General features: G+C 64.2%; 18 protein-coding genes. 9 read left to right on the top strand and 9 right to left on the bottom strand.

From position 1 onward, the window contains the following. Positions 1 to 54 precede the first annotated feature (54 nt). Both ACZ9A3_RS16835 and ACZ9A3_RS16830 read left to right on the top strand, forming a co-directional pair. Complete coding sequence (locus ACZ9A3_RS16835; RefSeq protein WP_045195451.1) at positions 55 to 987, top strand: lipid A biosynthesis lauroyl acyltransferase; 933 nt, start codon at positions 55 to 57, stop codon at positions 985 to 987. A 103-nt stretch (positions 988 to 1,090) separates the two neighbouring features. Then, complete coding sequence (locus ACZ9A3_RS16830) at positions 1,091 to 2,248, top strand: patatin-like phospholipase family protein (RefSeq protein WP_045195450.1); 1,158 nt, start codon at positions 1,091 to 1,093, stop codon at positions 2,246 to 2,248. Between the two features lie 6 nt (positions 2,249 to 2,254). Here the strand turns inward: ACZ9A3_RS16830 and ACZ9A3_RS16825 are convergent, their stop codons facing one another. Continuing rightward, the gene (locus ACZ9A3_RS16825) at positions 2,255 to 3,058 is read right to left on the bottom strand and encodes an MlaA family lipoprotein (RefSeq protein ID WP_045195448.1); all 804 of its coding nucleotides are present in this window, start codon (positions 3,056 to 3,058) and stop codon (positions 2,255 to 2,257) included. Further along, entirely contained in the window at positions 3,051 to 4,349 is a 1,299-nt protein-coding gene (locus ACZ9A3_RS16820; RefSeq protein WP_045195447.1) for a hypothetical protein, read from the bottom strand. Before ACZ9A3_RS16820 ends, ACZ9A3_RS16825 begins: the two co-directional genes overlap by 8 nt. Before the next feature lie 242 nt (positions 4,350 to 4,591). On the opposite strand from ACZ9A3_RS16820, the gene ACZ9A3_RS16815 reads away from it, so the two are divergent. After that, positions 4,592 to 4,948, top strand: coding sequence for a hypothetical protein (locus tag ACZ9A3_RS16815; RefSeq protein WP_093380385.1), 357 nt, complete (start codon positions 4,592 to 4,594; stop codon positions 4,946 to 4,948). Positions 4,949 to 5,046: 98 nt separating this feature from the next. On the opposite strand, the gene ACZ9A3_RS16810 is transcribed toward ACZ9A3_RS16815, so the two are convergent. Further along, entirely contained in the window at positions 5,047 to 6,603 is a 1,557-nt protein-coding gene (locus ACZ9A3_RS16810) for a glycoside hydrolase family 17 protein (protein WP_213603496.1), read from the bottom strand. 224 nt (positions 6,604 to 6,827) lie between these two features. On the opposite strand from ACZ9A3_RS16810, the gene ACZ9A3_RS16805 reads away from it, so the two are divergent. From ACZ9A3_RS16805 to ACZ9A3_RS16795, 3 genes are all read left to right on the top strand, one after another. Next, the gene (locus ACZ9A3_RS16805; protein ID WP_045195441.1) at positions 6,828 to 7,676 is read left to right on the top strand and encodes a glycine betaine ABC transporter substrate-binding protein; all 849 of its coding nucleotides are present in this window, start codon (positions 6,828 to 6,830) and stop codon (positions 7,674 to 7,676) included. A 191-nt stretch (positions 7,677 to 7,867) separates the two neighbouring features. Beyond that, a complete protein-coding gene (locus ACZ9A3_RS16800; protein WP_038994010.1) occupies positions 7,868 to 8,179 on the top strand; it encodes a DUF485 domain-containing protein in 312 nt (103 codons plus the stop codon). Next, the gene (locus ACZ9A3_RS16795; protein WP_045195438.1) at positions 8,176 to 9,834 is read left to right on the top strand and encodes a cation acetate symporter; all 1,659 of its coding nucleotides are present in this window, start codon (positions 8,176 to 8,178) and stop codon (positions 9,832 to 9,834) included. Before ACZ9A3_RS16800 ends, ACZ9A3_RS16795 begins: the two co-directional genes overlap by 4 nt. A 122-nt stretch (positions 9,835 to 9,956) precedes the next feature. On the opposite strand, the gene ACZ9A3_RS16790 is transcribed toward ACZ9A3_RS16795, so the two are convergent. Next, positions 9,957 to 10,109, bottom strand: a complete 153-nt coding sequence (locus ACZ9A3_RS16790) for a DUF3309 family protein (protein WP_010224169.1) — start codon at positions 10,107 to 10,109, stop codon at positions 9,957 to 9,959. Positions 10,110 to 10,350: 241 nt separating this feature from the next. On the opposite strand from ACZ9A3_RS16790, the gene ACZ9A3_RS16785 reads away from it, so the two are divergent. The 3 genes from ACZ9A3_RS16785 (at position 10,351) to csrA (ending at position 11,870) form a co-directional block, all read left to right on the top strand. After that, complete coding sequence (locus ACZ9A3_RS16785; RefSeq protein ID WP_093380391.1) at positions 10,351 to 11,166, top strand: SDR family oxidoreductase; 816 nt, start codon at positions 10,351 to 10,353, stop codon at positions 11,164 to 11,166. A gap of 53 nt (positions 11,167 to 11,219) precedes the next feature. After that, positions 11,220 to 11,552 (top strand): YnfA family protein, encoded by a 333-nt coding sequence (locus tag ACZ9A3_RS16780; protein ID WP_045195432.1) that lies wholly within the window; start codon positions 11,220 to 11,222, stop codon positions 11,550 to 11,552. 135 nt (positions 11,553 to 11,687) lie between these two features. After that, positions 11,688 to 11,870 carry a carbon storage regulator CsrA gene (csrA, locus tag ACZ9A3_RS16775; protein WP_045195430.1) on the top strand — a complete coding sequence of 61 codons (183 nt, stop codon included), beginning with the start codon at positions 11,688 to 11,690 and terminating at the stop codon, positions 11,868 to 11,870. A 1-nt stretch (position 11,871) separates the two neighbouring features. Here the strand turns inward: csrA and ACZ9A3_RS16770 are convergent, their stop codons facing one another. From ACZ9A3_RS16770 to mnmC, 5 genes are all read right to left on the bottom strand, one after another. Further along, positions 11,872 to 12,099 (bottom strand): YheU family protein, encoded by a 228-nt coding sequence (locus ACZ9A3_RS16770; RefSeq protein ID WP_045195429.1) that lies wholly within the window; start codon positions 12,097 to 12,099, stop codon positions 11,872 to 11,874. Between the two features lie 66 nt (positions 12,100 to 12,165). Beyond that, positions 12,166 to 13,350: an osmoprotectant NAGGN system M42 family peptidase gene (locus ACZ9A3_RS16765; RefSeq protein WP_045195427.1), complete on the bottom strand. Its 1,185-nt coding sequence runs from the start codon at positions 13,348 to 13,350 to the stop codon at positions 12,166 to 12,168. Positions 13,351 to 13,364: 14 nt separating this feature from the next. Next, positions 13,365 to 15,110, bottom strand: coding sequence for an N-acetylglutaminylglutamine synthetase (gene ngg, locus ACZ9A3_RS16760; RefSeq protein ID WP_045195425.1), 1,746 nt, complete (start codon positions 15,108 to 15,110; stop codon positions 13,365 to 13,367). Between the two features lie 3 nt (positions 15,111 to 15,113). Further along, positions 15,114 to 16,901, bottom strand: a complete 1,788-nt coding sequence (locus ACZ9A3_RS16755) for an N-acetylglutaminylglutamine amidotransferase (RefSeq protein ID WP_045195423.1) — start codon at positions 16,899 to 16,901, stop codon at positions 15,114 to 15,116. 150 nt (positions 16,902 to 17,051) lie between these two features. Next, positions 17,052 to 19,067, bottom strand: a complete 2,016-nt coding sequence (mnmC, locus tag ACZ9A3_RS16750) for a bifunctional tRNA (5-methylaminomethyl-2-thiouridine)(34)-methyltransferase MnmC2/FAD-dependent 5-carboxymethylaminomethyl-2-thiouridine(34) oxidoreductase MnmC1 (RefSeq protein WP_093380395.1) — start codon at positions 19,065 to 19,067, stop codon at positions 17,052 to 17,054. Positions 19,068 to 19,101 lie beyond the last annotated feature (34 nt).

The following is a 19,101-nucleotide window of genomic DNA, read 5'->3' as shown; positions in this document are numbered from 1 at the left end:
AACCCGTGCCGAACCGTTGTAGAATGCCCGGCCCTTGTCTTTCCGGAATCTTTAATGGATCGCCCGCGTTTTCGTCGTTACTTTCTGCACCCGCGCTTCTGGCCGCTGTGGCTGGGCCTGGGCCTGTTGTGGCTGATCGTGCAGCTGCCGTACCGGGCCTTGCTGGTGATCGGCCGTGCCCTGGGGGCGCTGATGTACCTGGTGGCCGGCGAACGCCGCTACATCGCGGCGCGCAACCTGGAACTGTGTTTCCCCGAGCTACCGTCCGTCGAACGGCAGCGCCTGCTCAAGGAAAATTTCGCTTCCACCGGCATCGCCTTCTTCGAAATGGCCATGAGCTGGTGGTGGCCAAAGGCCCGGTTGGCGCGCCTGGCGCACATCGAAGGGCTCGAGCACCTGCAGGCCGCCCAGCGTGATGGCCAGGGTGCCATCCTCATGGCCCTGCACTTCACCACCCTGGAGATCGGCGCCGCGCTGCTGGGGCAGGAACACACCATCGACGGCATGTACCGCGAGCACGGCAACCCGGTGTTCGACTTCATCCAGCGCCGTGGCCGCGAGCGGCACAACCTCGATTCGCTGGCGGTAGAGCGCGAGGACGTGCGCGGCATGCTCAAGCTGCTGCGCGCCGGCCGTGCCATCTGGTACGCACCCGACCAGGACTACGGCGCCAAGCAGAGCCTGTTCGTGCCGCTGTTCGGCATCGAAGCGGCGACCGTCACCGCCACCACCAAGTTCGCCCGCCTGGGCAAGGCACGGGTGATCCCCTTCACCCAGCAGCGCCTGGCCGATGGCAGCGGTTACCGGCTGGTGATTCATCCGCCGCTTGCGGACTTCCCTGGTGAGACCGAAGAGGCCGACTGCCTGCGCATCAACCAGTGGATCGAAACGGCGCTGCGCGAATGCCCGGAGCAGTACCTGTGGGCGCATCGGCGCTTCAAGTCGCGTCCGCCGGGGGCGCCGAAGCTCTACGAAAAACGGCGTTGAGGCTATCGCGGGTCAAGTCGAGTCGTCGCACCGCCGCTCCCACAACTATCTGTGGGAGCGGGCTTGACCGGCGATGAATTCACCAAAAATCCAGGAAGGTAAAATGGCTGAACCGATCACCGGCTTGATCCTCTCTGGCGGCGGCGCCCGCGCCGCCTACCAGGTCGGTGTGCTGGCCGGCATTGCCGATCTGCTGCCGCCCGGTGCCGCCAACCCCTTTCCGGTGATCGTCGGCACCTCGGCCGGCGCCATCAATGCCGTGACCCTGGCCAGCGGCGCCACTCATTTTGCTGACGCGATCCGCCGCCTGACCAGTTTCTGGCAGGGCTTTCGCAGCCATCAGGTGCTGCGCAGCGACTGGCCCGGGGTGATCCGCCAGGCCAGCCGCTTCGTCGGCCACAGCCTGCTTGGTCTCGGCGCGCCGGTTCCGGTGGCGCTGCTCGACAGCTCGCCGTTGCGCACACTGCTCAGCCAGCACCTGGACCTCAACGGCATCGGCCACGCCATCGAGCAGCAGCACCTGCGCGCGGTGGCGGTGACGGCCTTTGGCTACGAGTCCGGCCAGGCGGTGACCTTCTACCAGGGCAAGGGCGCCATCGACCCCTGGCTGCGCCACCGGCGTATCGGCCTGCCGACCCGCCTGAGCGTCGAGCACCTGTTGGCCAGCTCGGCGATCCCCTTGCTGTTCGCTCCGGTCAAGCTCGGTGAGGAATTCTTCGGTGATGGCGCGGTGCGCCAGTCGGCGCCGATCAGCCCGGCCCTGCACCTGGGCGCCAGCCGGGTACTGGTGGTCGGGGTCAGCGGCAACCCGCAGCGGCCCCATGAAGGCGAAATGCGCCAGCGCATCTTCAGCGGCCAGCAGCCGAGCCTGGCACAGATCGGCGGGCACATGCTCAACAGCACCTTCATTGACAGCCTGGAAGACGATATCGAGCTGCTGCAGCGGCTCAACCACCTTAGCCACCTGATGCCCGAACACCTCGAGCGCCGGCGCCTGGGCCTGGCGCCGGTCGAGGTGCTGGTGGTTGCGCCCAGCCAGCCGCTGGACGAGATCGCCGCGCGCCACCGACGTGAGTTGCCGGCGGCGCTGCGGCTGTTTCTGCGCGGCCCGGGGGCGACCAAAACCAGCGGCGCCGGGGTGCTCAGCTACCTGCTGTTCGAAGCCGGCTATTGCAGCGAGCTGATCGAACTCGGGCGCCGCGACGCCCTGGCCAAGCGCCGCGAGCTGTGCGGCTTTCTTGGCCTGCCGGCGCCCAGCTGAGGGCGCTTACTCGGCGATCTGCAGCTTGCGCGCCTCGGTGTAGACGTAGCGCACCTTCTCGTACTCGAACGGCGAGTTGAGCTGGCCATAGCGGAAGCTGGTGGTGTAGCGCTTGTCGACGGCGCGCAGTACCCAGACTTCCGGATGGTTGCTGCTGACTTCGGCGACGTTGAGGAAGTTGATCCAGTTCTCGGCGCCATAGTCCACCGCCAGGCCACCGGTATCGCGCAGGTTCGACGGGCCGATGATCGGCAGCATCAGGTATGGGCCTTCCGGCACGCCGTAGAAGCCCAGGGTCTGGCCGAAATCCTCGCTCTGGTGCGGCAGGCCCATTTTGCTTGCCGGGTCCCACAGGCCGGCGACGCCGATGGTGGTGTTGAGCAGCAGGCGCGCGGTGATTTCCATCGAGCGCTTGCCCTTGAGCTGCAGCAGGCTGTTGAGCAGGTTCGGCACATCGCCGACGTTACTGAAGAAGTTGCTCACGCCGCTGCGCACAAAGTGCGGGGTGATGTAGCGGTAGCCGTTGACCACCGGCAGGAACACCCATTGGTCGAAGCGGTAGTTGAAGTGGTAGATGCGCCGGTTCATCGATTCCAGCGGGTCGTAGACGTTCAGCGCCGCCAGGGTCGAGCGTTCGAATTCGCGCTGGTCCAGGCCGGGGTTGAACTTGAGTGCCTTGAGCGGTTCGGTGAAGCCATCGGCATCGACCGGATCGGCTTCGATGACGCTGGCGCGCGGTGCGGTTTCTTCAGCCGCCTGGGCCAGGCCGCAGGCCAGCAGCGCGCTAATGATCAGTAGGCGTTTAACCACGGAAGAACTCCAGCATGGCGTCGCTGTTGACGCGATAATTGAGGTTGCCGCAATGGCCGCCGTGGGGGTACAGGGTCAGGCGATCGCCGAAGGCGCTGCGCAGGAAGCCCAGGTCGCCAGGGCCGAGGATGACGTCGTCGGCGTTGTGCATCACGGCGATTTTCGGGCTCTGTTGCAGGTAGTCCTTGAGCGCGTAGAGGCTGACCTGGTCGACCAGTTGCAACAGGCTGCCGCCGTCGGTGCGGGCACGCCACATGGGGATCACCTGCTCGGTCAGGTAGCAGTCGAAGTCGCATTGCAACGCGCGCTTGAAGAACGGCGTGAGGCTACTGCCTTCGGTGATCGGGTACTTGGGCGGGATGATCAGGCCGCGGCGGTTGATCAGGTCGGAGGTAAAGGCGATATCGGCCGCCGAGAAACGGAACGAGGTGCCGATGACCATTGCCATCTGCTCGTTGGACAGGTGCTGGCGTGACTGCTGGAAGTCGTACAGCAGCGCATCGTTGAGGTCGATGTAGCCCTTCTGCTGGAAGTAGCGGGTCAGCTTGTTGAGCACCAGCTCATAGAAGGTGGTGCTGTTGTTGACGCCCTTGACCTCGGTCTGCACCAGCTTGTCGAGGTTGCTGATCGAGGTGTAGAGGTTGACCGGCGGGTTGAGCAGCAGCACGCGCTTGAAGTTGAAGCTGCGCCGGGTTTCATCCAGGTGGCTGACAAACGCCGCATCCAGGGCGCCGAGGCTGTAGCCGCTGAGGTAGTACTCGCTGACCGGCAGGCGCGGGTGCTGAGCGCGCACGCCCTGCATCACCCGGTAAAGGTCTTCGGCGTCTTCCTTGGTCACCCCTGGGGTGGCGTAGCGCGAGGCGGCGGTGATGAAGTCGAAGCTGGTCGGCGATGACAACTGCACCACGTGGTAGCCAGCCTTGTAGTAGAGCTTTTTCAGGTACTCGTTGATGCTGCTGGAGTAGGGCGCGCCGGTGCCGGCAATCAGGAAAATCAGCGGCGCCTCGTGGTCCTGGCGGGCCAGGCGATACTTGAGCTTTTTCACCGGCCAGAAATTGTCGGGCAGGGTGAAGGCCCGTTCCGGGCGCATGTTCAGGCTGTAGTCGGACTGGGTGATGTCGTCGTCGCTAGGCAGCTCCGGGCGTAGCTCCGGCGGCGTCGTGGCGATGGTCGCCTCGAACGGGTTGGTCAACGGATAGCCGTAACTGGCCGCGTCGATGGTTTGTGCCCAAGCGCACGCACTCGAGATAAAGCCACCCAACAGGGCAGCGAGGCGCAGAGAACGAAGCATGACGGATCCCCAAAAATGCAGCAGCAAAGTGCGTTACGCAGGCTAGGACCATGGTGGCCCCGGCAAAGTTGCCTGGCGCTCCGGCATTTATCGTCCCAGATGTTGCCGCCGTCCAATGAGGATTCGCAACAATTGGTTCCATTTATCTACAGGACAAAGTAGCTGAGGCTGGCGCTTTTGCCTTGCATAGACGCCCCGGACGATTATGCTGGGCGCCGATTTTCATGTTTCTGGAGTGTCGCATGTCCCGCCGTTTACCGCTGATCGCATTGCTGGTGTTTCTGCCCTTGTGGCTGGCGGCAAGCTATGGGCTGCGTTATGTGCTGATGGAAGATGCCCACTGGGTGGCGACCTGCACCGACCAGGCACAACTGTGGGGCTGCCAGGCGCGTTCGCTGATGGGGTTGATGATTCACTTCAGGATCGTGGCCTGGTCGGCCCTGGGCCTGGCACTGCTGGCCATGCTGGTGCCAGGGCGCGCGGGTTGGCGCCTGGCGGTGGCGGCACTGGTGTGCGGGGTGCCGGCATTGGTGCTGTACACCGCGAGCATTGCCGTGTTTGCCGTGGTGCTGGCGGGGTTGCGGCTGGTACGGCGTTAGTTGTCTTATCGCGGGTCAAGTCGAGTCGTCGCACCGCCGCTCCTACAGTGATCTCTGTGGGAGCGGCGGTGCGGCGATCCGACTTGCCCCGCGATGGTTCACTGCTGAACCCGAACCCGCAAGCTACGCCACAACGCCGCCACCATCAGCACGCTCACCCCGGCCCAGACCAGCGCCTGCTGGTTGCTCAGCCCTTCACGGTACAGCTGCGGGGCGATGCCGGCGCCGATGATCAACGCCAGCAAGGCCGCTTCGCCCCGGCGTGCCGCCACCGGCCGCAGCAGGTACACCACTGCCGGCAACAGCAAGGCGGGGCTGGGGAAGCTGCGATAACGCGGGTCGAACACCAGCGCCAGCATGCTCACCGCCGCGGCAAAACCGGCCGCCAGCAACCACCAGCCGCCACGCGCTTGGAGCCAGGCGAAGGCCCGCTGGCGCCAGCCCTGGCGTTGCGACAAGGCCAGCGCAGCATGGGCGAGCACCAGCAGGTTCAGGCCCACCAGCACAATCGCCCAGACCCACTCGCCGACAAAGCGGCTGTTGATGCGCAACTGTTCGCCCCACAGGCCCAGGCTGGCCGCAGCCAGGGCCGCCAGCAGTGGCAACAGCAAAGCGCTGCGAGTGCCGCGTACGCGCCCGGCCAGCAGCAGGGTGGCGGCGAACAGCACGACACCTGCGCCCAGCCACTGCGGCCAGAACGCCAGGTTGCTCACCGGCCCTTCAAGGATGCCCTTGTCCTGGCGGTCGGCGTCATACAGGCCCCAGTAGCCGCCCACGGCGCCTTCGCTGGCACGTTTCCAGGGCTGGTCGAAAGCTTCGATCAGGTTGTACTGCCAGCCGTGCTGTTCGGCCATGGCGACGAAGCCGCGAATGAAGCGTGCCTCGTTGACCCGGCTGGGCAGGGCGGTTTCGCGCTGGCGGCCTTCGCTCGGCCAGCCGGTTTCGCCAATGACGATCTCCTTGGGCGCGAAGCGGTTGCCGAACACCTGGCGGATCTCGCCGACGTGCACCAGGGCATCGTCGATGCTCTTCGGGTCATCTTCCCAGTAGGGCAGCAGGTGGATGGTCAGGAAGTCCACCGCCGGAGCGATCTCGGGGTGTTGCAGCCAGAACTCCCAGACATCGGCGTAGGTCACCGGCACGCTGACCTGGCTTTTCACCTGGTTGATCAGCGCCGCCAGTTGCGGGCCGGTGACTTCCTTGCGCAGCAGGGTTTCGTTGCCGACGATCACCGCCTTGACCACATCCGGGTTGGCATTGGCCGAGGCGATCAGGGCCTTGACCTCTTTTTGCGAATCCACCGGGTTGGCGTTGATCCAGGCGCCGAGCATCACCTTCAGGCCATGCTTGCGGGCAAGGTCGGGGATGGCCTCAAGGCCGGTCATCGAGTAGGTGCGGATGCACTCGAAACGCTCGGCCAGCAAGGCCAGGTCGGCGTCCATGCGCGCCGGGCGCAGCTGGAACGGTTGGTCGAACGGCGACTGGTCCTTGTCGAACGGGGTGTAGGAGGCGCACTGCAGCTTGTGCGACGCGCTGGCCGCATCCGGCAGCACCACCGGCTTGCCCAGGCCGTACCACAGCCCTGCGAGGGCGAACAGGCCCAGCAGGCAGGCGAACAGGTAGGGTAATAGCGGGAAGCGCGCAGTCGAGGACATGGAACAGACCGTCTGGAAACAAAGCCGTCAATAGTACCCGCAAATGGCGCCGGCCAAAGCCTTGGGCTACAAAGATCGTCAGGGTGGGTGTTGCTTGATGTATCGATTTCAATGGCTGGCGATGTGATGTCGTTTCTCGTTGTCCCGAGGTCGCTACCAGAGCAGGTCAGCGACCATGCGCGGTTGATGATGCAGCTTCCGTGACGTGACGAGGGGATGCTTGGATGAAAATGCGACGACTCCTGGGGGTGGGCACCGCCCTGGTACTGGCCATTGGCGCGGGGCAAGCGCTGGCCAAGGAAGTGAGCATCGGCTATGTCGATGGCTGGTCCGACAGTGTGGCGACCACCAACGTCGCCGCCGAAGTCATCAGGCAGAAGCTCGGCTATGACGTCAAACTGCAGGCCGTGGCCACCGGCATCATGTGGCAGGGGGTGGCTACCGGCAAGCTCGACGCCATGCTCTCGGCCTGGTTGCCGGTAACCCATGGCGAATACTGGACCAAGAACAAGGACAACGTGGTCGACTACGGCCCCAACTTCAAGGATGCCAAGATCGGCCTGATCGTCCCCGAATACGTCAAGGCCAGCTCGGTGGCCGACCTCAAGACCGATGACAGCTTCAAACAGAAAATCGTCGGCATCGACGCAGGCTCCGGGGTCATGCTCAAGACCGACCAGGCCATCAAGGACTACGACCTCACCGGCTACAAACTGCAGGCAAGCTCTGGCGCGGCGATGACCGCAGAGCTTGGCCGCGCCTATGCCAAGCAGCAATCGATCGCGGTGACCGGCTGGGTGCCGCACTGGATGTTCGCCAAGTGGAAGCTCAAGTTCCTCGAAGACCCCAAAGGCGTGTACGGCGCCGCCGAAACCGTCAACAGCATTGGCAGCAAAGAACTGGACAGCAAGGCGCCGGAAGTGGCGGCGTTCCTGAAGAAATTCCAGTGGCAGTCCAAGGATGAAATCGGTGAGGTCATGTTGGCCATTCAAGAGGGCGCAAAACCTGAAGCCGCAGCCAAGGACTGGGTGGCCAAGCACCCGGAGCGCGTAGCCGAGTGGACCGGCAAATAATGGCCTAAAGCCTCTATCTGGCACCTTCCAGGGCCGCACCCGCGAAACGCCGGTGCGGCCCTTGTCGTTTCAGGCTGTTACCGAATCGGTAAAAGAGTTTTGCATCTAAGACTAAGGTCGTCTGGAGTGCGTTCGAAGGCAGCATAAAGTGGAGTGGGTACTACCTAATCTGTGCTGCGAGGACAAAAACAATGAACGACAGCATTTACCTCTCGATACAAAACAGCCCGCGGTTCAAGGAGCTGGTTTCAAAACGCGAACGTTTCGCCTGGATTCTCTCGGCGATCATGCTCGGTCTCTACGCCGCCTTCATCCTGTTGATTGCCTATGGCCCGCATATTCTCGGTGCCAAGCTCAGCCCTGACTCGTCGATCACCTGGGGTATTCCCCTTGGTGTCGGTCTGATCATCTCGGCTTTCATCCTCACGGCCATCTACGTGCGTCGCGCCAATGGCGAGTTCGACGAGATGAACAAGGCGATCCTCAAGGAGGCTCAGCAATGATCCGGCGTCTACTGGCAACCCTGGCCTTCGGCGTTTTTGCACCCGCCGTCTGGGCCGCTGACGCCCTCACCGGCGCGGTGCAGAAACAACCCTTGAACGTCTCGGCGATCGTCATGTTCGTCGCCTTCGTCGGTGCCACCCTGTGCATCACCTACTGGGCGTCCAAGCGCAACAAGTCCGCCTCCGACTACTATGCCGCCGGCGGGCGCATCACCGGTTTCCAGAACGGCCTGGCGATTGCCGGCGACTATATGTCGGCCGCATCCTTCCTGGGTATTTCCGCCCTGGTGTTCACCTCCGGTTACGATGGCCTGATCTACTCGATCGGCTTCCTGGTCGGCTGGCCGATCATCCTCTTCCTGATCGCCGAGCGCCTGCGCAACCTGGGTAAGTACACCTTTGCCGACGTCGCCTCGTATCGCCTCGGGCAGAAGGAAATCCGCACCCTGTCGGCCTCGGGCTCGCTGGTGGTGGTGGCCTTCTACCTGATCGCGCAGATGGTCGGTGCCGGCAAGCTGATTCAGCTGCTGTTCGGCCTGGACTACCACGTCGCGGTGATCCTGGTCGGTATCCTGATGTGCATGTATGTGCTGTTCGGCGGCATGCTCGCGACCACCTGGGTACAGATCATCAAGGCCGTGCTGTTGCTCTCCGGTGCCAGCTTCATGGCGCTGATGGTGATGAAGCACGTCAACTTCGACTTCAACGCGCTGTTCTCCGAAGCGATCAAGGTTCACCCCAAAGGTGAAGCGATCATGAGCCCGGGCGGGCTGGTCAAAGATCCGATCTCGGCGTTTTCGCTGGGCCTGGCGCTGATGTTCGGTACCGCTGGCCTGCCGCACATCCTGATGCGCTTCTTCACTGTCAGCGACGCCAAGGAAGCGCGCAAGAGCGTGCTGTACGCCACCGGTTTCATCGGCTACTTCTACATCCTGACCTTCATCATCGGCTTCGGCGCGATCCTGCTGGTCAGCACCAACCCTGAGTTCAAGGACGCTGCCGGCGCCCTGATCGGCGGCAACAACATGGCGGCGGTGCACCTGGCCGATGCCGTGGGTGGCAGCGTGTTCCTCGGTTTCATCTCGGCAGTGGCCTTCGCCACCATCCTGGCGGTGGTTGCCGGCCTGACCCTGGCCGGTGCCTCGGCAGTGTCCCACGACCTGTATGCCAGCGTGATCAAGAAGGGCAAAGCCAACGAGAAGGATGAGATCCGCGTGTCGAAGATCACCACCGTCGCCCTTGGCGTGTTGGCGATCGGCCTGGGCATCCTGTTTGAAAGCCAGAACATCGCCTTCATGGTCGGCCTGGCGTTCTCCATCGCTGCCAGCTGTAACTTCCCGGTACTGCTGCTGTCGATGTACTGGAAGAAACTGACCACCCGTGGCGCCATGATCGGTGGCTGGATGGGCCTGATCAGTGCCGTGGCGCTGATGATCCTCGGCCCGACCATCTGGGTGCAGATCCTCGGCCACGAGAAGGCGATCTACCCGTACGAGTACCCGGCGCTGTTCTCGATGATCATTGCCTTTACCGGTATCTGGTTCTTCTCGATCACCGACAAGTCCAAGGCCGCCGATGATGAACGTGCGCTGTTCTTCCCGCAGTTCGTGCGCTCGCAGACTGGCCTGGGTGCCAGCGGTGCGGTGTCTCACTAAGTAAGCAAAAAGGCAGCCTTTGGCTGCCTTTTTGGCTGCAAGCTCCAAGTCACAAGCCGCAAGTTGAAGCCGTACGCGTACTGCTTTGACTTGCGGCTTGCTGCTTATGGCTTGCAGCTTTTCTATATCTTGCCGAGCAACAACAGGATCAGCAGGATGATCAGCACCGTACCGATGATGCCGGATGGCCCATAGCCCCAACTTCTGGAGTGCGGAAAGACGGGTAAGCCACCGATCAACAGCAGAATCAGGATGATGATAAGTATGGTGCCCATGGCAGTTTCCTTGTTTGGCTTGAGAAGTAGGCGTTACGCTGCAATCCATCTCTTCGGTCATGTGTTTCATGCCCGCCTGTTAATTCCGACTGCTGCCAGTGGCTAAAAGTTTTATCCCATCTTTATTAGTCACGTTCACCGCTGTTTGCCCCGGCCATTCAGCATCCTGATACTGCGAGGGTGGCGGCCTTGGCTTCGCTACACTGGCCTGAACTTTCCAGAACAGTACAAGGCAGCTGCTATGCAAAAGCGCATGATGATTACCGGTGCCGGCTCGGGGCTTGGGCGCGAAATTGCCTTGCGCTGGGCGCGCGAGGGCTGGCAACTGGCCCTGGCCGATGTCAACGAGGCCGGCCTCAAGCAAACCCTGGCGCTGGTACGCGAGGCCGGCACCGACGGTTTCGTGCAGCGCTGCGATGTGCGTGACTACAGTCAGCTCACCGCCCTGGCCCAGGCCTGCGAAGAAAAGTTCGGCGGCATCGATGTGATCGTCAACAACGCCGGGGTGGCCTCGGGCGGGTTTTTCGCCGAGCTGTCGCTGGAGGACTGGGACTGGCAGATCGCAATCAACCTGATGGGCGTGGTCAAGGGCTGCAAGGCTTTCCTGCCACTGCTCGAGCGCAGCAAGGGCAGGATCATCAACATCGCCTCGATGGCCGCCCTGATGCAAGGCCCGGCGATGAGCAACTACAACGTCGCCAAGGCCGGGGTGCTGGCCCTGTCGGAAAGCTTGCTGATCGAGCTGCGCCAGCAGGAGGTCGCGGTGCACGTGGTGTGCCCGTCGTTCTTCCAGACCAACCTGCTCGACTCGTTCCGTGGCCCGACCCCGGCGATGAAAGCCCAGGTCGGCAAGCTGCTGGAAAGCTCGCCGATCAGCGCCGCCGATATCGCCGACTACATCCATCAGCAAGTGGCCGCCGGCGAGTTCCTGATCCTGCCTCATGAGCAGGGCCGCGAAGCCTGGAAGCTCAAGCAGCGCAACCCGCAGATGCTCTACGACGAGATGGCCAGCATGGCCGAGAAAATGCGCGCCAAGGCGCGGCCGTCCCAGGCTTGAGCGTCGCCATCAGGTATTCTTGGCCATCCTTTGAACAGCCTTGAGTACCTGGTGTGATCAATTACCTGTGGTTTTTCCTCGCGGCGATCTTCGAGATCGGCGGTTGCTATGCCTTCTACATGTGGCTGCGCCTGGGCAAGAGCGCCTGGTGGATTGCCCCGGCCTTGCTCAGCCTGACCCTGTTCGCGCTGATCCTCACCCGGGTCGAAGCGGCGTATGCCGGGCGCGCCTATGCCGCCTATGGCGGTATCTACATCGTCACTTCGCTGTTGTGGCTGGCGCTGGTCGAGCGGGCGCGGCCGCTGGGCACTGACTGGATCGGCGCGTTGTTGTGCGTGCTGGGGGCCAGCATCATCGTCCTCGGGCCACGTTTGCAGAGTGCCTGAAGGGTCGAAAACTCAAGAAATCTGTAGGCAAAATCGCCCAGCTAAGTGGGATGGGTCTAATTCGCCGTCGGAGCATTGAAGGCGTCCGGCACCCCGTGCAGTCTCCGAATTCCCTGATTTGTGGAGGATCGGAGCATGTTGGTAATAGGCCGCGAAATAGGCGAAATCATCGCCATCGACGATGACATCAAGATCAAGGTGTTGTCGGTGGACGGCAACACCGTGCGCTTCGGCATCAGCGCGCCGCGGCACATCGAGGTGCACCGGGCGGAGATCTACAAGCGTATCGTCGAGCAACTGGCCAAGCAGGCCGGTTGAATCAGTCGAGCAGTTCCTTGGGCACGTCGTGCTTGGCCAGCAGCTGGCATTGCTGGCTTTCAAGGTCGAACAGAATGAACGCCTGTTTTTTTGCCAGCGCCTGGCGCACCCGCAGCACGCGGGTTTCCAGCGGGGTGTCGTCACCGTTGTCGGTGCCGTCGCGGGTGACGAAATCCTCGATCAAGCGGGTGAGGGTTTCGGCTTCCAGTTGGTCGTAGGGAATCAGCATGAACAGGACAGGTCTGGCGAAAAGGTAGCGCCATGCTACGCCAAACCTGTCCTGGCTGTGTAGGCGCTAGTTTTTGTTGCCGACCAGGCTGTCGACGGCCGGCACCCGGGTATCGCTTTCCATCTGTGCATCGTGCTCAAGCTGGTGGCTGAAACTTTCCAGCGAACTGCCGGTGGCTTGCGAGTCGCTGGCAAACACCGGCGGGCTGAGCAGGTAGGCGGTCAGCAGGCGGCTCAGCGCCGCCAGGCTGTCGATGTGCGTGCGTTCGTAGCCATGGGTGGCGTCGCAACCGAAGGCCAGCAGGGCGGTGCGAATATCGTGACCGGCGGTGATCGCCGAATGCGCGTCGCTGAAGTAGTAGCGAAACACATCGCGGCGAGCCGGCAGTTCGTGTTCGCGGGCAAGTTTGAGCAAGTGGCGCGTCAGGTGATAGTCATAGGGGCCGGCCGAATCCTGCATGGCGACGCTGACCGCGTGTTCGCTGGAGTGTTGCCCGGGCGCGACCGGGGCAATATCGATGCCGACGAACTCGCTGACGTCCCAGGGCAGGGCGGCAGCGGCGCCGGAGCCGGTCTCTTCGGTGATGGTGAACAGCGGGTGGCAGTCGATCAACGGCTGTGCGCCGCTTTCAACAATGGCCTTGAGCGACGCCAGCAGCGCCGCGACACCGGCTTTGTCATCCAGGTGGCGGGCGCTGATATGGCCGCTTTCGGTGAACTCGGGCAGTGGGTCGAAGGCGACGAAGTCACCGATGCCGATGCCCAGCGACTCGCAATCGGCGCGGGTGGTGCAGTAGGCATCCAGGCGCAACTCAATGTGCTCCCAACTGACCGGCATCTGATCGATGGCGGTGTTGAACGCGTGGCCGCTGGCCATCAGCGGCAACACGCTGCCGCGCAGCACGCCGCTGTCGGTGAACACGCTGACGCGGCTGCCTTCGGCAAAGCGGCTGGACCAGCAGCCCACCGCCGCCAGCGACAGCCGGCCGTTGTCCTGGATCGCCCGCACGCTGGCGCCGATGGTATCCAGATGGGCGGACACCGCCCGGTCGGGCGAGCTCTTGCGGCCCTTGAGGGTAGCGCGGATGGTGCCGCGACGGGTCAGTTCGAAGGGGATGCCGAGCTCCTCGAGGCGCTCGGCGACATAGCGCACAATGGTGTCGGTAAATCCGGTGGGGCTGGGAATGGCGAGCATTTCCAGCAGGACTTTCTGCAAGTACGTGAGGTCCGGTTCGGGAAGCTGTTGGGGCATGCGAACTCCTGTGCTCATGGCGCGGGTCGACTGTGGGGGAACAACAGGTCGACGAAGCGCTCGGCAGTCGGTTGCGGTTCATGGTTGGCCAGGCCGACGCGTTCATTGGCTTCGATGAACACGTAGTCGGGCTGGTCGGCGGCCTTGACCATCAGGTCCAGGCCCACCACCGGGATGTCCAGGGCGCGGGCGGCGCGGATGGCAGCGTCGACCAGCACCGGGTGCAGGCGCTCGGTGACGTCCTCCAGGCAGCCGCCGGTGTGCAGGTTGGCGGTGCCGCGCACAGCCAGGCGCTGGCCGGCAGGCAGTACGCTGTCGTAATCGACCCCGGCAGCGTGCAGGGTGCGCTGGGTTTCGTGGTCCAGGGGGATGCGGCTTTCACCGCCCGTTGCCGCCTGACGCCGACGGCTCTGGGCTTCGATCAGGGCGCCGACGGCGTGCTGGCCGTCGCCGACAATCTGCGCCGGGTGGCGGATGGCGGCGGCGACCACGTCGAAACCGATGACCACGATGCGCAGGTCGAGGCCGGCATGAAAGCTTTCCAGCAGCACGCGGCTGTCGAAGCGTCGGGCGCTTTCTACCGCTGCACTGATTTCATCGAGGGTGCTGAGGTTTACCGCCACGCCGTTGCCTTGCTCACCGTCCAGCGGCTTGACCACCACCGCGCCGTGGTCTTCGAGGAAGGCCAGGTTGTCATCGGCATTGCCGGCCAGTTGCTGCGCCGGCACCTGCAAGCCTGCGGCGCTCAGTACCTTGTGGGTCAGGCTTTTGTCCTGGCACAGGGTCATGCTCACCGCCGTGGTCAGGTCGCTCAGAGACTCGCGGCAACGTACCCGCCGACCACCATGGATAAGGGTGAACAGGCCGCCATCGGCATCGTCGACCTGCACCTCGATACCGCGCCGGTACGCCTCCTCGACGATGATCCGCGCATAGGGGTTGAGCCCGGTTTCAGGGCCTGGGCCGAGGAACAGCGGCTGGTTGATGCCGTTCTTGCGCTTGACCGCGAAGGTCGGCAGGTTGCGAAACCCCAGCTTGGCGTACAGGCGTTTGGCCTGGCGGTTGTCGTGCAGCACCGAGAGGTCGAGGCAGGTCAGGCCGCGGCTCATGAAGTGCTCGATCAAATGCCGCACCAGCACTTCGCCGACACCCGGGCGGGTGCACTGTGGGTCCACCGCCAGGCACCAGAGGCTGCTGCCGTGTTCCGGGTCGGCAAAGGCCTTGTGATGATTCAGGCCCATGACGCTGCCGATGATCGCGCCGCTGTCTTCGTCTTCGGCCAGCCAGTACACCGGCCCGCCCTGATGGCGCGGGGTCAGCAACTCGGGGTCGATCGGCAGCATGCCGCGGGCCTGGTACAGGGCGTTGATCGCCTGCCAGTCGCTGTCGCTCTGCGCCCGGCGGATACGAAAACCGCGAAACACCCGTTGCGCCGGGCGGTAGTCGCTGAACCACAGGCGCAGGGTGTCGGACGGGTCGAGGAACAATTGCTGCGGGGCCTGGGCCAGCACCTGCTGCGGCGCCGCTACGTACAGGGCAATGTCGCGCTCGCCGGGGCGTTCGTCGAGCAGGGCGCTGGCCAGGCTGGCCGGGTCGGGGTAGGTGTGGCCGATCAGCAGCCGCCCCCAGCCGCAGTGCAGCGAACGCGGCTGGTCGTGGGGCTGGCTGCCATCGCCGGCCAGTTGCGCCTGCAGTCGCTCATAGGACGGCACCTGGCCGCGCAGCAGGCGCTGGCCGTAAGGTGAGGCATGGGCTTTCATCGATCAGATTCCTTGTTCGCTGAGCCACAGGTTCAAGGCAGCCAGTTGCCAGAGCTTGGAGCCGCGCAGCGGCGTCAGCTGGCCGTGGGGATCGCTGAGCAGGCGGTCGAGGGCGGCGGGGTTGAACAGGCCGCGGTCCTGGCTGGGGTCAAGCAGCAACTCACGCACCCAGTCCAGGGTTGCGCCCTGCAGGTGCTTGAGCCCCGGTACCGGGAAGTAGCCCTTCTTGCGGTCGATGACTTCACTGGGGATGACCAGCCGCGCGGCTTCCTTGAGCACCTGCTTGCCACCGTCGGGCAGCTTGAAGCGCGCCGGGATGCGCGCCGAGAGCTCGACCAGGCGATAGTCGAGGAACGGCGTGCGCGCTTCCAGGCCCCAGGCCATGGTCATGTTGTCGACCCGTTTGACCGGGTCGTCGACCAGCATCACCGTGCTGTCCAGGCGCAGGGCTTTATCCACCGCATCGCTGGCGCCGGGCTGGGCGAAGTGCTGGCGGACAAAGTCGCCGGCGGCGTCGTGATCGAGCAGCCAAGGCGCTTGCACGGTGGCGGCATAGTCGTCGTAGCTGCGGTCGAAGAACGCCTCGCGGTAGGCTGCGAACGGATCGCGCGCGCCGTCCACCTGCGGGTACCAGTGGTAACCGGCGAACAGCTCGTCGGCGCCCTGGCCGCTTTGCACCACCTTGCAGTGCCTGGCCACTTCCCGCGACAGCAGGTAGAAGGCAATGCAGTCATGGCTGACCATCGGCTCGCTCATGGCGCGAAAGGCCGCGGGCAACTGCTCGATGATCTCCCGCTCATCGATGCGCAATTGATGATGGCGGGTACCGTAGTGGCGGGCGATCAGGTCGGAGTACTGGAACTCGTCGCCGCGCTCGCCGCCGGCATCCTCGAAGCCGATGGAGAAGGTCGACAGGTCATCGACACCGACCTCGCGCAGCAGGCCGACGAGCAGGCTCGAGTCGACACCGCCGGACAGCAACACACCGACATCCACCGCAGCGCGTTGACGAATCGCCACCGCCTCGCGGGTGCTGTCGAGGACGCGGTCGCGCCAGTCTTCCAGGCTCAGGTCCTGTTCGTCGGTGCGCGGGCCATAGTGCAGGTGCCACCAGACTTGCTGCTCGCAGCGGCCCTGGGCATCGATGCGCATCCAGCTGGCCGGTGGCAGTTTCTCGATATTGGCCAGCAGGGTGCGTGGCGCTGGCACCACGGCGTGGAAGTTCAGGTAGTGGTTGAGCGCCACTGGGTCGAGCACCGGGTTGATGTCGCCGCCCTTGAGCAGCGCCGGCAGGCTCGAAGCGAAGCGCAGGCGTTCGCCGGTGCGCGACAGGTACAGCGGCTTGACCCCGAGGCGGTCGCGGGCGAGGAACAGCTGCTGGCTGTCACGTTCCCAGATCGCCAGGGCGAACATGCCGTTCAGGCGCGGCAGCAAGTCGGCGCCCCAGGCGTGATAGCCCTTGAGCAGCACCTCGGTGTCGCCGTCCGAGTAGAAGGCATAGCCTAGGCTTTCCAGCTCGCTGCGCAGCTCGGGGAAGTTGTAGATGGCGCCGTTGAAGGCCAGCGACAGGCCCAACTGGTTATCGACCATGGGCTGCGCCGAGCCGTCGGACAGGTCCATGATTTTCAGCCGGCGATGGCCCAGGGCAATCGGCCCCTGGCTATGGAAACCCCAGGCGTCAGGGCCGCGAGGTGCCAGGTGATGGGTGATCCGCTCGACCGCGGCGAGGTCCGCCGGGCGTGGTGGGTGGGCAACAGGGGTGAAACGAAACTCTCCAGCTAATCCGCACATAAGTCCTTACCGGTTTTGCCGTTGGGGAAGGTGCCCGAAACCCGGGCACATGGAAACTGACCGGTGCGGATAGCGAGAGTTTTAGATCAATCGGTTATAAGCGGTAGCTGCAAGCGACAAGCTTCAAGCTGCAAGAGCACGCCGGGTCAATCAGCTTTTAGTGTGTGGCTTGGCGCTTGTCGCTGCTTTTTTATTCCTGATCAATTCACGCAACATGAAGCGATTCGGGTGGCAGGCTTCGGCCACGGCGCGGGGCACCGGCAGCGGTGCGTTGTCGGCCCAGGCGGCGATCATTTCGCCCGCCAGTGGCGCGGTGATCAGCCCCCGCGAGCCATGGCCGCTGTTGATGAACAGGCCTTCTAGCCAGGGGCAGGGGGTGGCGGGAATTTGCCGGGCATCGCGGGCCAGCACGGCGTAGTCCTGGTTGAACTGCGCCTGTTCGGCCAGCGGGCCGACAATCGGCAGGTAGTCGGGGCTGGTGCAGCGAAACGCGGCGCGGCCCTGCAGCGTATGCGGGTCGAGACTGTGGGCGCCCAGGCGCTGGGCCAGGTCGCTGGAGATCGCCTCAAGCAGGCCAAGGTTGCCGACGTGCTCGCCGGGGGTGGGCGTGAGGTCGGTGCTGTGAAAGTCGAAGCTGGCGCCGAGGGTGTGCTCGCCATTGCGCGGCGGCGCGACATAGCCGTCGGCGCACACCACCGTGGTCAATGCCTGGCTTTGCGCTGTCACGGGCAGGCGGGTGACCTGCCCGCGAATGCGCTTGAGCGGCAACCCGGCGCAAGGCTCGAAGTTGTGGATTTCGGCGGCGGTCGCCAACACCACCAGCGGCGCGCTGGCCAGCAGTTTGTCGCTTTCCCAGGCTTGCCAGAGGCCGTCGACCTTACGCAGTTGCAGTACCTGATGATGGGTCAGCAGGGTGATGTTCGGGTGCTGCAGTTGCGCCTGGCACAGCGCCGGCGGATGCACCCAGCCGCCTTCAGGGTAGAACAGCCCGCCGCTGTCCAGGGCAACCCCGGCCAGTTGTTCAGCCTGCTCACGGTCCAGGCGTTGCAGCAATTGCGGGTTGAAGGCTGCGGCCAGTTGCTGCTGGCGCTGGTCTTCCTTGGCGTCGAAGGCCAGCTGCAGCACCCCGCAGCCATCCCAGTCCTGGCCGCGCTGCAGGCGTTCGAGCAGCCGCCGGGTGTAGCCGAAACCGCTGAGGATCAGGCGCGACAACGCCGTGCCGTGTGCAGACAGCTTCAGGTACAGCACCCCTTGCGGGTTGCCCGAAGCTTCTGCTGCTGGCGTCGCATGGCGCTCCAGCACCTTTACCTGCCAGCCGCGGGCGGCCAGGCTGGCGGCGCTGGCGCACCCGGCAAGGCCAGCGCCGATCACCAGCGCCTGGCGTGGGCCGCGCAGGGCAGGCGGCCGGGCAAACCACGGCGCGCTGGCGGCCGGTTGCGGCTGCTCGGCCGGCCAGCCATTGAAGGTGCCGCGCAGCACTTCCCATTTCTTGCCGATGCCGGGAATGCGCTTCATGCTAAAGCCTACGGCGATCAGGCCGCGGCGCACCCAGCCGGTGCTGGTGAAGGTGCCGAGGGTGGTGCCGGGCGCTGACAGCCGGCCGATCTCGGCGAACAGCTCCGGGGTCCACATTTCCGGGTTTTTGGCCGGGGCAAAGCCGTCGAGGAACCAGGCATCCACCTGTGCATCGAGCTGCGGCAGTTGCTCCAGCACGTCGCCGATCATCAGGGTCAGGCGCACCCGGCCCTGCTCGAACGCGAACGGCTGGAAGCCTTCGTGCACTGCCACGTACTGGCTCAGCAACTGGCTGCTGAACGGCGCCAGCTGCGGCCACAGGGCCAGGGCGCGACTGAGGTCGGCGCGGGTCAGGGGGTATTTTTCGACGCTGATGAAGTGCAGCCGCGCATCAGCCGGGGCGCACTCGGCAAACAGCTGCCAGGCGCAGAAGAAGTTCAGGCCGGTGCCGAAGCCGGTTTCGCCGATCACCAGGCACTGGCCCGGCTGCATTGCGCTGAAACGCTGGCGCAAGTCGTTCTGGTCGATGAACACGTGACGGGTTTCCTCCAGGCTCTGCTCCTTGGAGAAATAGATGTCGTCGTATTGGCGCGAGTGCGGTCGGCCCTGGTCGTCCCAGTCGATCTGGGCGTATTGGGTTACTTCGGTCATGTTCGGCTCAGCATTGGCAAGAGGGCCATTTTAG

The sequence above is a fragment of the Pseudomonas sp. TE4620 genome (assembly GCF_056279045.1).
This window is presented reverse-complemented; position numbering and strand designations above follow the sequence as displayed.